At 46.7% G+C, this 12,808-nt stretch carries 13 protein-coding genes; all 13 read left to right on the plus strand.

Annotation, left to right across the window (positions count from 1 at the left end; all coding sequences use genetic code 11):
* Positions 1-30: 30 nt before the first annotated feature.
* The 13 genes from fabF (at position 31) to ylqF (ending at position 12,755) form a co-directional block, all read left to right on the plus strand.
* The gene (gene fabF / locus NST47_RS16315; protein ID WP_341156062.1) at positions 31-1,269 is read left to right on the plus strand and encodes a beta-ketoacyl-ACP synthase II; all 1,239 of its coding nucleotides are present in this window, start codon (positions 31-33) and stop codon (positions 1,267-1,269) included.
* A 69-nt stretch (positions 1,270-1,338) separates the two neighbouring features.
* Positions 1,339-2,055, plus strand: coding sequence for a ribonuclease III (rnc, locus tag NST47_RS16320; RefSeq protein ID WP_341159680.1), 717 nt, complete (start codon positions 1,339-1,341; stop codon positions 2,053-2,055).
* Positions 2,056-2,172: 117 nt separating this feature from the next.
* Complete coding sequence (smc, locus tag NST47_RS16325) at positions 2,173-5,745, plus strand: chromosome segregation protein SMC (protein WP_341156063.1); 3,573 nt, start codon at positions 2,173-2,175, stop codon at positions 5,743-5,745.
* 32 nt (positions 5,746-5,777) lie between these two features.
* Positions 5,778-6,767, plus strand: coding sequence for a signal recognition particle-docking protein FtsY (gene ftsY, locus NST47_RS16330; protein ID WP_341156064.1), 990 nt, complete (start codon positions 5,778-5,780; stop codon positions 6,765-6,767).
* Between the two features lie 135 nt (positions 6,768-6,902).
* Complete coding sequence (locus NST47_RS16335; RefSeq protein WP_341159681.1) at positions 6,903-7,253, plus strand: putative DNA-binding protein; 351 nt, start codon at positions 6,903-6,905, stop codon at positions 7,251-7,253.
* 57 nt (positions 7,254-7,310) lie between these two features.
* Positions 7,311-8,684 carry a signal recognition particle protein gene (gene ffh / locus NST47_RS16340; RefSeq protein ID WP_341156065.1) on the plus strand — a complete coding sequence of 458 codons (1,374 nt, stop codon included), beginning with the start codon at positions 7,311-7,313 and terminating at the stop codon, positions 8,682-8,684.
* 49 nt (positions 8,685-8,733) lie between these two features.
* A complete protein-coding gene (rpsP, locus tag NST47_RS16345) occupies positions 8,734-9,006 on the plus strand; it encodes a 30S ribosomal protein S16 (protein ID WP_076232687.1) in 273 nt (90 codons plus the stop codon).
* 21 nt (positions 9,007-9,027) lie between these two features.
* Entirely contained in the window at positions 9,028-9,258 is a 231-nt protein-coding gene (locus NST47_RS16350) for a KH domain-containing protein (protein WP_076232689.1), read from the plus strand.
* A gap of 104 nt (positions 9,259-9,362) precedes the next feature.
* Positions 9,363-9,884, plus strand: coding sequence for a ribosome maturation factor RimM (gene rimM, locus NST47_RS16355; RefSeq protein ID WP_262686309.1), 522 nt, complete (start codon positions 9,363-9,365; stop codon positions 9,882-9,884).
* Entirely contained in the window at positions 9,884-10,648 is a 765-nt protein-coding gene (trmD, locus tag NST47_RS16360) for a tRNA (guanosine(37)-N1)-methyltransferase TrmD (protein WP_341159682.1), read from the plus strand. The genes rimM and trmD overlap by 1 nt, the downstream gene beginning before the upstream one ends.
* Positions 10,649-10,829: 181 nt before the next feature.
* A complete protein-coding gene (rplS, locus tag NST47_RS16365; RefSeq protein WP_076232696.1) occupies positions 10,830-11,174 on the plus strand; it encodes a 50S ribosomal protein L19 in 345 nt (114 codons plus the stop codon).
* An 81-nt stretch (positions 11,175-11,255) separates the two neighbouring features.
* Positions 11,256-11,828, plus strand: coding sequence for a signal peptidase I (lepB, locus tag NST47_RS16370; RefSeq protein ID WP_076232698.1), 573 nt, complete (start codon positions 11,256-11,258; stop codon positions 11,826-11,828).
* A 39-nt stretch (positions 11,829-11,867) separates the two neighbouring features.
* Positions 11,868-12,755, plus strand: coding sequence for a ribosome biogenesis GTPase YlqF (ylqF, locus tag NST47_RS16375; RefSeq protein WP_341156066.1), 888 nt, complete (start codon positions 11,868-11,870; stop codon positions 12,753-12,755).
* Positions 12,756-12,808 lie beyond the last annotated feature (53 nt).

Here is a 12,808-nt window from a genome sequence, read left to right on the forward strand (position 1 = left end):
TATTGTTATTTTAGATAGAGGTGGGTTACAATGAATCAAAGAGTTGTTATAACGGGTATGGGTGTCATGACATCCCTTGGGCAGGATCTGGAAACCTTTTGGGGGAACTTACTCGAGGGGAAATCCGGTGTTGGTCAAATTGAATTGTTTGATGTAACCGATTATCCAACACATATCGCAGCTGAAATCAAAAACTTCAACTATGAGCCGTTTTTTGACAAAAAAGAAGCGCGCCGTATGGACCGATTTGTGCAGTTCGCAGTGGTTGCGAGTTTATTGGCTTTGCGGGATGCCAAGCTTAACGTCAAGGAAGATACTGATCCGGAGCGTGTCGGTGTTTATGTCGGGTCCGGGATTGGCGGCTTGTCTACCTGGGAAGAACAGTTCAAGATTTTGCTGGAAAAAGGCCCCAAGCGTGTAAGTCCGTTCTTTATTCCGATGATGATTGCGAATATGGCTTCTGGCCAAATTTCAATGATGACCGGAGCCAAAGGACCTAACAGCACAGCGGTAACTGCTTGTGCAACGGGAACACATTCTATTGGTGATTCTTTTAAAATGATTCAACGTGGGGACGCGGATGTAATGATATGCGGCGGTGCCGAGGCAACGATTACTCCAACAGGAGTCGCTGGCTTTAGTGCGCTGCGAGCTATGTCAACCCGCAACGATGATCCAACCCATGCCAGCCGTCCGTTTGATATAGATCGTGATGGCTTCGTGATGGGTGAGGGATCTGGTGTTCTCATACTGGAATCTCTGGAGCATGCGACCAAGCGTGGTGCTCAAATCTATGCCGAAGTGGTAGGTTATGGAATGAGCGGCGACGCTCACCATATGACTGATCCCGATCCTGATGGTGCTGCTCGATGTATGGTGAAAGCGATTAAGGATGCCGGGATTACACCGGAACAGATCGATTACATCAATGCACATGGAACTTCTACACCTGTAGGTGATCGTTCCGAAACAACAGCTATTAAAAAGGCTTTTGGCGATCACGCTTACAAGCTGGCTGTGAGCTCAACCAAATCAATGACGGGCCACTTGCTGGGTGCAGCAGGCGGTGTTGAGGCGTTAATTTGTGGACTTGCCTTGAAGAACGGGATGATTCCGCCTACAGCTAATTTGGACAACCAGGATCCATTATGTGATTTGGATTACGTACCAAATACGCCGAGAAAAGCGGATCTCAACATTGTAATGTCCAATTCATTCGGCTTTGGTGGCCACAATGCCACGATTATTTTGAAGAAGTTTGAACAATAAATATATTTATGATGTTGGATGATCAGGGAAATGAACCATAAACGGATGTTCGAAGTAGGTGGTGAGGATATGCATCGAAACCTGAAACAGCTGCAAACCGCATTGGACATATCGTTTCGCAAACCAGAGCTGTTAAGGCAGGCGTTTACACACTCTTCCTATGTGAACGAGCACCGTATAGGTAACCATAAGGATAATGAGCGGTTGGAGTTTTTGGGAGATGCTGTCCTCGAACTAACCGTCTCTGAGTATTTATTCGAAATGTATCCACAGCGGCCTGAGGGAGAACTGACGAAGCTAAGAGCATCGATTGTTTGTGAGCCTTCATTAGTAAGCTTTGCCGAACAGTTGAATTTTGGATCCTATGTGCTGTTGGGCAAAGGTGAGGAATTAACAGGTGGCAGAACAAGGCCGGCTTTACTTGCGGACGTGTTTGAATCGTTTGTTGGGGCCCTCTATCTGGATCAAGGCCTTGAAGTCGTTAACACGTTTTTGCGCAAGCATCTTTTTCCGAATATTCCGAATCAGGGCAAGCTGCTGACCGTAGATTTCAAAACCAATTTGCAAGAGTACACACAGCAGCACAGTTTGGGCATATTGGAATACAAAATTATCGATGAGCGCGGACCTGCGCACGAGCGGGAATTTGTGGCCCAGGTTCAAATCAACGACAGGCTTTTGGGGCAAGGTGCCGGCCGTTCCAAGAAGGAAGCTGAACAGCAGGCTGCAGCTCAGGCTTTGGAAGCGTTAAAAGTTGATTTTGGTAACACAACCAGAGGTTTTTGACGAATGCATCGGGCAGCTGAGAGGCTGCTGCCGATGCATTTTTCTATGGGGTGCCAAGGGTTCTTCTACGATTCTATGAATAGGGATTGTATGGTACAATAACGTAGAGGTGAGACGATGTTTTTAAAACGTATTGAACTGACCGGATTTAAATCGTTTGCCGACCGGACAGAGCTTGAATTCGTCCAGGGAATTACAGCGGTAGTAGGGCCGAACGGCAGCGGCAAAAGCAATATATCCGACGGGATTCGTTGGGTACTGGGGGAACAAAGCGCAAAAAGCTTACGCGGCGGCAAAATGGAAGATATTATTTTCGCTGGGAGCGATAACCGCAAAGCAGTTAACTTTGGTGAAGTTTCCTTAACACTTGATAATACAAGTCAATCGCTTTCGCTTGATTTTAACGAGGTCACAGTGACCCGGCGGGTGCACCGCAATGGCGATAGTGAATACTTAATAAATAAACAGCCTTGTCGGCTAAAAGATATCACTGAGCTATTCATGGATACAGGGATCGGAAAAGAAGCATATTCGATCATTGGGCAAGGACGTATTGAAGAAATTTTAAGCACCAAGTCAGAAGACCGCCGCGGGATTTTTGAAGAAGCATCGGGTATTGTCAAATACAAATCGCGCAAACGGGAAACGGAAAAAAAACTGCAGGAAACAGAGCAAAATTTGCTGCGTATTCACGATTTGGTATCGGAGCTTGAGGACCAGATCGAACCGCTTCGCAAGCAATCGGAGAAGGCTATCCGTTACAAGGAGCTAAGGGAGCAGCTGAAAAGCAGCGAAATCGCGATGTATGTGTACCAGATCGAGCAAATTTACATAGCCTGGACCGATACCAACACGAATCTGGAGCGCTTGAAGAAGGAACAGGAAGGGTTATCCACGATTGTGAGTCAGCATGATGCCCATCTGGAGAAGCACCGCTGGGAAACACGCCGGTTAGAAACGGATATTGAGCGTCTTCAGGAGCAGCTGCTGCAGCTGAGCGAGGAGTTTGAAAAGTGTGAAGGTCAAGGCGAAGTATTGAGAGAACGCAAGAAAAATTATGTAGGCAATCAGACACAGCTGAAACAGACGGCCACCCAACAAAGCCAGCGTATGGGGGAGAAGGAAGCGGAGCTGCTCCAATTCAGAGAAAAGCTCACACTCATTTCAGACGAGTTGATTCAATATCAGGCGAAGGTGTTGGCTGAGGAGACCAGACTGCTTGGTGTCGCTGGAGGGGTAAGCAGTGGTGACGAGGATCGATTGAAAAGCGATCTGTTAGAAACATTGAATCGTATGGCCAATGCACGCAATGAAATCCGTTATACCGAGCAGCAAACCGAGGGTTTGACGCGAAGACTGGACAGGCTTGGCGACGAGCATCGTAAGTGGAAGGAACAAGCGGACACCATTACGGCACGTAAGCAGGAGCTGGAAAAGCGCCTCGCGGCTACTTTGAAGAAAGTCGACGATATGCGTAATCAATATCTCGATCTGAGTCAGAGCTTAAAAACGAAGCAGCAGCTCTCAGAGGAAGCCAATAACGCCGTTCGCAAATGGGAGCAGAAGCTGGATGCTTTAGTTTCCAGACGCGATACGATGCGTGAGATGGCAAACGATTATGACGGTTTTATACATGGGGTCAAGGAAGTGTTGAAAGCGAAGGACCGCAATGAGCTTCGTGGTATTCGCGGAGCAGTTGCCGAGCTGATGAAGGTGCCTGCGCATGTAGAGACAGCGATGGAAACAGCGCTTGGCGGCGCTTTGCAGCATATTGTGGTCGATAGTGAAGGTAATGCGCGTGAAGCGATTGCTTTCCTGAAGCGGCGGCAGCTTGGACGAGCTACATTTTTACCTTTAGATGTTATTCGGGGACGATCTATTCAGGAATCCGAAAAAAGATCGATCGAATCGATGGAAGGCTTTGTTGGGATTGGTATAGATTTAGTTCAATATGATGAACAATATCGTCAAATTGTCGGCAGCTTACTGGGCAATGTGATCATTTCCAGCCAATTGGATATGGCCAATCGGATTGCCGCGAAGATCCAGTACCGTTACCGCGTGGTCACCCTGGAAGGGGATATCGTCAATCCGGGTGGCTCGATGACAGGCGGAAGCCAGCAAAAGCGAACCTCAAGCCTACTCGGCCGTCAGCGGCAGATTGAAGAGATGGACGAGGAAATTCAGGAGTCGGGCAAACAGCTTCAGCAGGTGCGCAGCAGGGGAGAAATGGTGCGTAAGGAAATTGTATCGGAGACACAAGCCTTGGAGCAATTGCGTCAAACTGGTGAAAATTTGCGGGTTGAAGAGCAGCAAATTCGGGCTAGCCTACTGCCACTTGATCAGGAATCCAGACAAGTCGCTGATCAGCTCGCGTTGTATAACCAGGACGGTACCGCAATGGATACGGAACGACGGGAGCTGCAGGCTCGGCGGGAAGCGGCACAGCAATCACTGGAGCAGCTTCTGGAAGAAGAAATTGTAATTCAGCAGGCTATACGTGAGGCAGCGACGGCACGTAAAGCAGGTGAGCTGGAGAAGGAAGAGCTGCAGACACAGCTTACGGATTTGAAAATCAAGGTGGCCTCACTCTCTCAGGAGAAGCAATCCTTGCTGGATCAGGAAAAGCGTTTCAGGACAGAGCTTACAGAGCTTCACACGGAGCTCGACTTGAACCGCAGTATTTTGCAGCAGATGGATCAGGATATGACAGGGCTTGAAAAGGAATCCATACTTCAAATTGAACAGCTCAATAGCTTATCTCTGAAAAAGCAGCACTGCTCGGAGCAATTGGATCTCAAACGTGCTGAGCGCGCTGAATGGCAGGGCAAGCTGGAGAAGGAAGAGTACAAGACCCGTGAGGAGCGCAATCAGCTGCGGCAGGCACAGGAACAACTTCATCAAACTGAGGTTCGTGTGACGCGTCTTGATGTAGAGCTTGAGAACCTGCTGAAAAAGCTTGCAGATGATTATGAGCTGAGCATAGAATTGGCCAAGGAGCGTTATCCGGTACCGGAAGACGTGCTCGGCACGCAGAACAAGGTAAGGGAGCTCAAACGTGAAATTGCTATATTGGGTGAAGTTAACCTGGGAGCGATAGAAGAGTTTGTGCGAGTGAACGAGCGCTTTGAGTTTCTAAGTGAACAGAAAAATGATTTGGTGGATGCCAAAACGACACTTTACCAGGTTATTCATGAGATGGACGAGGAAATGTCCAAACGTTTCCGGATCACCTTTGATGCGATCCGCACCCATTTTGTGATTGTGTTTGCCAAGCTTTTTGGAGGTGGGCGTGCAGATTTGATTTTATCTGAGCCGGACAATCTGTTGAGTACAGGAATTGAAATCGTCGCGCAGCCACCAGGGAAAAAATTGCAGAACCTGCAGCTATTATCCGGTGGAGAACGCGCACTGACGGCAATTGCCTTATTATTTTCAATTATTCGTGTTAAACCGGTACCGTTTTGTGTGCTGGATGAGGTAGAAGCAGCTTTGGATGAAGCCAATGTAACGCGTTTTGCTGAATATTTGCGGGAGTTCTCGCAGCAAACCCAGTTTATTGTAGTCACACACCGCAAAGGCACGATGGAAGAAGCCGATGTTCTCTATGGGGTAACTATGGAGGAAGGCGGCGTCTCCAAGCTGGTGTCCGTTCGTCTGGAAGAGGATGAAGCAATTATTGCAAGTTAGAACCCACAGCCCAAGAGGAGGTCATGACCGGAATGAGTTTTTTTAAGAAGCTAAAAGAAAGTATTTCCTCTAAAGCGGAGGCAGTGACAAATAAGTTCAAGGAAGGACTGACCAAAACACGTGATGTGTTTGTCGAGCGTGTAGAGGATTTGTTCAGCCGTCGTAAAAAAATTGACGAGGATTTTTATGAGGAATTGGAAGAAATATTAATTGGTGCCGATGTGGGTGTCAATACAGTTATGAAGCTTGTTGAAAGCCTTCGTGCAGAGGTGCGTAAACGAAAAATCGAACAGCCAAGCGAGCTGCAGCCGATTTTATCGGAAATGATCATTGCCTTGTTGAAGGGTGACGAGAAATCCTCGTTGAAAATGGCCAGTTCCGGTCTGACTGTTATTTTGTTTGTTGGCGTAAATGGTGTAGGGAAAACAACGACAATCGGCAAAATGGCTCATCTGTTAAAATCTCAAGGCAAAAAGGTGATGCTCGCTGCTGGAGATACATTCCGTGCCGGAGCGATCGAGCAGTTGGAGGTATGGGGGCAGCGTGCGGGTGTAGATGTGATCAAGCAGCAATCGGGTTCAGACCCGGCGGCAGTCATGTTCGACGCGCTGCATGCAGCGAAAAATCGTGGTGTCGATGTACTATTGTGTGATACTGCAGGCCGTTTGCAAAACAAAGTGAATTTGATGGAAGAGCTCAACAAAATTTATCGCGTCATCAGCCGTGAGGTTCCAGATGCCCCCCATGAGGTTTTACTTGTACTGGATGCAACGACAGGACAAAATGCTTTAAGTCAAGCAAAAATGTTCGATGAGAAGTCCGGTTTAACTGGTCTCGTGCTTACTAAGCTGGACAGTACAGCCAAGGGCGGGATTGTGGTTGCGATTCGTCAAGAGCTGAGGCTGCCTGTAAAGTTCGTCGGTCTGGGTGAGAAAATAGATGATTTGCAGCCGTTTGACTCGGATCAATTTGTACACGCCTTGTTCAGCAACTGGATCAAGGATGCCGATACGGTCAGCTAGAGGGATACGCCTGTTTTGGCGATTACTAGAGGAAATACAGTGACAAGGAAAAAGACTTGACATCGTATTCCGTTTTCAGTATGATAAGTACTGTTGTTACTGTAAAGGGTTTTACCTTAACGGAGGCTTAGCATGATGACGGAAGAAAATATGCTCGCCAAAACAAATCGTATGAATCTGTTGATTGATTTTTACGAGCTGCTCTTGACTGAAAAGCAACAGATGTTTGTTAAGCTTTATTTTCATGATGATTACTCACTCGGTGAGATTTCAGCAGAATATCAAATCAGTCGTCAGGCTGTTTATGAACACATTAAACGTGCTGAATTAATGCTTGAGGAATACGAATCCAAGCTGCAGTTGCTGAGCAAGCACGAACAAAGAAAAGTATATATACAGCAGCTCGAGGCTCTGATGTTTATGTGGCATTCCGAAACCAAGGAACAAGCACGAGCAGTACTCGAGCAGTTGTCAGGCATAGAATAACAGGTTAAATTGGCTTCATTCAAAGATTCACAGTAACGCTCAAGAGGTGATGTTTGTATGGCGTTCGAAAGTTTAGCGACTCGGCTTCAGAAGGTGTTCAGTAAGCTGAGAGGTAAAGGAAAGCTAACAGAAGACGATGTTAATGAGGCGTTGCGTGAGGTTCGTCTGGCGCTTCTTGAAGCGGATGTCAATTTTAAAGTTGTCAAGGAATTTATTGCGAAGGTCAAGGAACGTGCGATAGGTCAGGAAGTGCTCGAAAGCTTCACCCCTGCAATGGTCGTTGTGGATATCGTTAATAAAGAACTGACCGAGCTTATGGGTGGTACACAGAGCAAGCTGGCCAGGTCCAATCGACCTCCAACCGTAATTTTGATGGTAGGCTTGCAGGGTGCTGGTAAGACGACTGCGACCGGTAAGTTGGCCAAAATGCTTTTGCAGCAAAATCATCGTCCATTGGTCGCTGCCGGAGATATATATCGACCAGCCGCGATCAAGCAGCTGCAGGTGCTCGGTGAGCAGATCAAGGTGCCTGTATTTACTATGGGTGATCAGGTCAGTCCGGTGGAAATAGCCAAAAATGCGCTGCAGCATGCGAAGGATCACGGAAATGATTATCTGATCATCGATACTGCAGGTCGTTTGCACATAGACGAAGCTTTGATGGACGAGCTGAAGCAGATTGTTGATGCGGTCAAGCCTGATGAGACGCTCTTGGTCGTCGATGCCATGACCGGTCAGGAATCTGTCAATGTAGCCGAGAGCTTTCATAGCCAATTGACTCTGACAGGTGTAGTTCTTACCAAGCTTGATAGCGATACGCGCGGTGGAGCTGCTATCTCGGTTAAAGCAGTGACTGGATGTCCGATCAAGTTTGTCGGTGTTGGTGAAAAGATGGATGCGCTGGAGCCCTTTCATCCAGAAAGAATGGCTTCACGGATTCTCGGTATGGGCGATATGCTTACGCTGATTGAGAAGGCGCAAGAAGGTATTGATGCAGAGAAGGCCAAGGAAATGGAGCGCAAAATGCGCACCGCTGAATTTACCTTCGATGACTTTTTGGATCAAATGGAGCAAGTCAAGAAGATGGGACCGCTTGATCAAATTCTGGATATGCTTCCTGGTGCCAACAAGATGAAGGGTATCAAGGACATCAAGGTTGACGATAAGCAAATGGCTCGTGTTGCTGCCATCGTGAAATCGATGACCAAGCAGGAACGCCAAAACCCGGATATGCTGACTCCAAGCCGACGTAAGCGATTGGCAGCAGGTAGCGGAAATTCCGTGCAGGATGTTAATCGTTTTATCAAACAATTTGATGACATGCGTAAGATGATGAAGCAATTTTCCAGCATGATGGGTCCTAAGGGTTCCAAAGGGCTTAAAGGTTTAAAGGGCAAAATGGGCAAAGGCATGAAGTTCCCGTTTGGTTAACATTAACGGCGTTACTGCTTGTTTATTCTATGTAGGAGGTGATTTTTAAATGGCAACACGTATTCGTCTAAAACGTATTGGTGCTCATAAAGCTCCTTTTTACCGTCTCGTAGTTTCGGATTCCCGTTCTCCGCGTGATGGTCGCTTTATCGAAGAAATTGGTACTTACAACCCGATTACTAAACCGGCAACTGTAAGCATTGATGAAGAAAAAGCGTTGAAATGGCTTCAAACCGGTGCACAAGCTTCTGATACTGTTCGCAGTCTTTTCAGTCAAGCGGGCATTATGAAGAAGTTTCACGAGTCCAAACTGCAGAAGTAATCTGCCGATTCGGAGGGTGTTATGCAGGATCTAATAACCGTTATCGCTAAGGCGTTGGTTGATCATCCCAATGATGTTCTGGTCAATGCGGTAGAGGACGAACGCAGCATTACGTATGAGCTATCCGTGCATCCTGACGATGTTGGGAAAGTAATTGGTAAGCAGGGACGTATTGCCAAGGCGCTTCGAACCGTAGTGACTTCGGCTGCAGTCAAGACAAGTAAACGAGTTTCGGTTGAAATTGTTTCTTAATGGATACCATGAGGGTTAGGAGAAATCCTAACTCTTTTTCATATAAAGATACACAAAGATACAGCCTAAACAATTTGATGTTTCATTTTCGGAGGGGCCTATGTATGAGCGATAAATTGTATACAATCGGTAAAATAGTCAATACGCATGGTCTTCTGGGAGAATTACGGATTTTTCCGGAAACGGATTTTGCTGATGAGCGTTTTGCCAATGGAAGTCAATTGGTATTTGTTGATCCGAAGACGAATGTACAGATTCCAGTGACGGTTAATTCAGCACGTGAACACAAAAAAATGTTTATCGTTAAATTTAAAGGGTTTCAACACATCAATGAGGTTGAGAAATACAAGGGCTGGCTGCTGAAAGTGGAAGAGAAGTACATGCTCGAGCTGCCTGAGGATGAGTTTTATTATCACGAGATAATCGGCTGCCGTGTGGTAACAGATGAAGGCGAAGAGCTGGGAACCATCAGCGAGATACTATCACCGGGAGCTAACGATGTATGGGTGGTGGATCGGCCATCCGGCAAGCCTGTATTGCTGCCTTATATCGATGATGTGGTACTGGATGTCGATATTGAAAACAAGCTGATCAAGGTTCATGTACTGGAAGGTTTGCTGGATTGATGAAAATAGATGTACTAACCTTATTTCCACCGATGTTTGAAGGTGTGTTTTCAGCCAGTATATTAGGCAAGGCTCGTGATAAAGGAATCGTTGAATTGAATACGGTTAATTTCCGTGATTTTGCCAATAATAAACATAATACGGTTGACGACTATCCATATGGCGGTGGTGGCGGTATGGTCTTAAAGGCAGAGCCGATCTTCTCTGCTGTAGAGTCGTTATGGGATCCCGCTCAGAATGCCGCACCCAAACCCCGTATTATTCTTATGTGTCCACAAGGTGAGCCGTTCTCGCAGCGAAAGGCTGAGGAATTGGCGCAGGAGCAGCATCTGATCTTCATATGCGGGCACTACGAGGGCTACGATGAGCGTATAAGGGAGCATTTGGTGACAGATGAGCTGTCCATTGGGGATTATGTGTTAACCGGTGGAGAGCTGCCTGCGATGGCTGTAATTGATAGTGTCGTGCGTCTGCTGCCAGGTGTGCTGGGGAACGAGACCTCAGCTGTAACCGATTCCTTTAGTACCGGACTGCTGGAATATCCGCATTATACAAGACCTGTGCAATTTCGCGATTGGCTGGTGCCTGATATTCTGATTTCTGGACATCATGCCAACATTGAGCAGTGGCGCAGAGAGCAGGCGATACTGCGAACGTGGACGAAACGTCCGGAGCTGCTGGCGAGCTTTCCTTTGACCCCTAAGGAAAAGCGCTGGTTAGCAGAGCTGGAACGGGAGAAAAATCAGCCTGACTCGAGCCTATAACAGTTTAATGCATGTTATTCATCAGCTCTATTAAAAAGGCTGTTGTAATCCATTATTAAGTATGATATTATGTATAACGTTGTGGCAATATTGCCCGATTAAGGTGGTCCTCTACGCACAACTACCCAAGTATCGACATCAGAGGCGGAATGAACACCTGTGTGGAAGGAGGAAGTAAATTATGAGTAATTTAATTCAAGAGATTACCAAGGATCAAATTCGCCAGGATCTGCCTAAGTTTCGTCCAGGCGATACAGTGAAGATTCACGTTAAAGTTATTGAGGGTACTCGCGAGCGTATTCAGCTATTTGAAGGTGTTGTTATTAAACGCCATGGTGGTGGAATCAGCGAAACTTTCACTGTAAGAAAGATTTCTTACGGTGTAGGCGTTGAAAGAACGTTCCCTCTTAATTCTCCGAAGATTGATAAGCTAGAAGTGGCTCGTCGCGGTAAAGTTCGTCGTGCGAAGCTGTACTACTTGCGTGGTCTTCGTGGTAAAGCGGCTAGAATTCAAGAGATTCGATAAGAAGAGAACAAACGGGGGCTTGTTTACCAAGCTCCTTTTCGTTTTTTACAGAAACGCAGTATCGGGAAGGGCAGGTCTGGGATGGAGCAGGAAAATACCATTGAAAAATCAAGTCCACTCAAAAAAGAAGCTTGGGAATGGGCTAAAGCGCTTTTGATCGCAGCGGCTCTCGTCTTTATTATTCGCTGGTTGATTTTTGCTCCTTTTATTGTGGAAGGGCCGTCCATGGAGCCGAATTTTTATACAAGCGAACGATTGATTGTCAATAAAATTATTTATTCGATGCGGAAGCCGGAGCGTGGAGAGGTCATAGTATTCCATGCAACCAAGGACAAAGATTACATAAAACGAGTTATCGCGCTTCCTGGGGAAACGGTTAAAGTAGAAGGCGACAAGGTGTATGTCAACAACCAGGTGCTGGACGAGCCCTATTTGAAAAAAGCTTTGGAGGACGCGGCCAAAAAAGGAGTCCCTTATAATACAAGGAACTTTCCCGAAAAGAAGGTTGCCGACGGTACGATCTTCGTCATGGGGGACAACCGTTCCAACAGTGCCGACAGCCGTGATATCGGATTTATTGAATACGAGAAAGTGGTAGGAAGGGCCGATTTGATTTTCTGGCCATTTAATAAAATCAGTCTGGTTCATTTTTAATAAAGAATACAGGCTTGGAATAGAAGCTGAGGTGACCGTATGACGATTCAATGGTTTCCAGGTCACATGACAAGAGCTCGCCGTCAGATTCAGGAGAAGCTGAAGCTGATTGATGTCGTGATTGAACTGTTGGACGCACGTATTCCGATGTCCAGCAGAAACCCGATGATTGATGAAATATTGCAAAACAAACCGCGTTTGGTGCTGTTGAACAAGCATGATTTGGCTGACCCTATAGTAACAGCTGAGTGGGTAGCTTATTTTGCTGACAAAGGACTTCAGGCATTACCTGTGGACTCGGCAAACGGTAATCAAACGAAGGATATTATGGTTCGCTGTAAAGAGCTTTTTGGCGATAAAATTGCCACACAGGTTCGAAAAGGAATTAATCCGCGACCGGTTCGTGCATTGATTGTCGGTATTCCTAACGTAGGCAAATCAACTTTGACGAATCGTTTGGCTGGCAAAAAAATTGCGGCAACCGGCGATCGCCCTGGGGTGACCAAAGGGCAGCAGTGGATCAAGGTTGGCGCTGAGATGGAGCTGCTGGATACGCCCGGAATTTTATGGCCTAAATTTGAGGATCAAATGGTCGGTATGCGGCTTGCAGCCACAGGAGCTATAAAAGAGGAGCTTCTCAATATCGCCGATATTGCCTTGTATGTGGTCAAATATTTAACCGTACATTATGGTGCTTCCATGCAGGAGCGGTTCAGCATTGAGAAATTGCCGGACGACCCACAGGATACAGATGCTATGATTGAGGTTATGGAAGCAATTGGCCGCAAGCGTGGTGCTTTAATAAGTGGTGGGCGTGTAGATCTCGAGAAAGCTTCACTTACCATATTGCGCGAGCTGCGGGCAGGCAAAATGGGTCGAATCAGCCTTGAATCGCCAAGTGATGTCAGGCAGTCTGATGCACGATAACAAGAAGTCACTCTGATCTGGGTGGCTTTTTTTCGTTTCCGCATTAGTTAATT

It is taken from the genome of Paenibacillus sp. FSL H8-0034 (assembly GCF_038000305.1).
Lineage (GTDB): Bacteria > Bacillota > Bacilli > Paenibacillales > NBRC-103111 > Paenibacillus_S.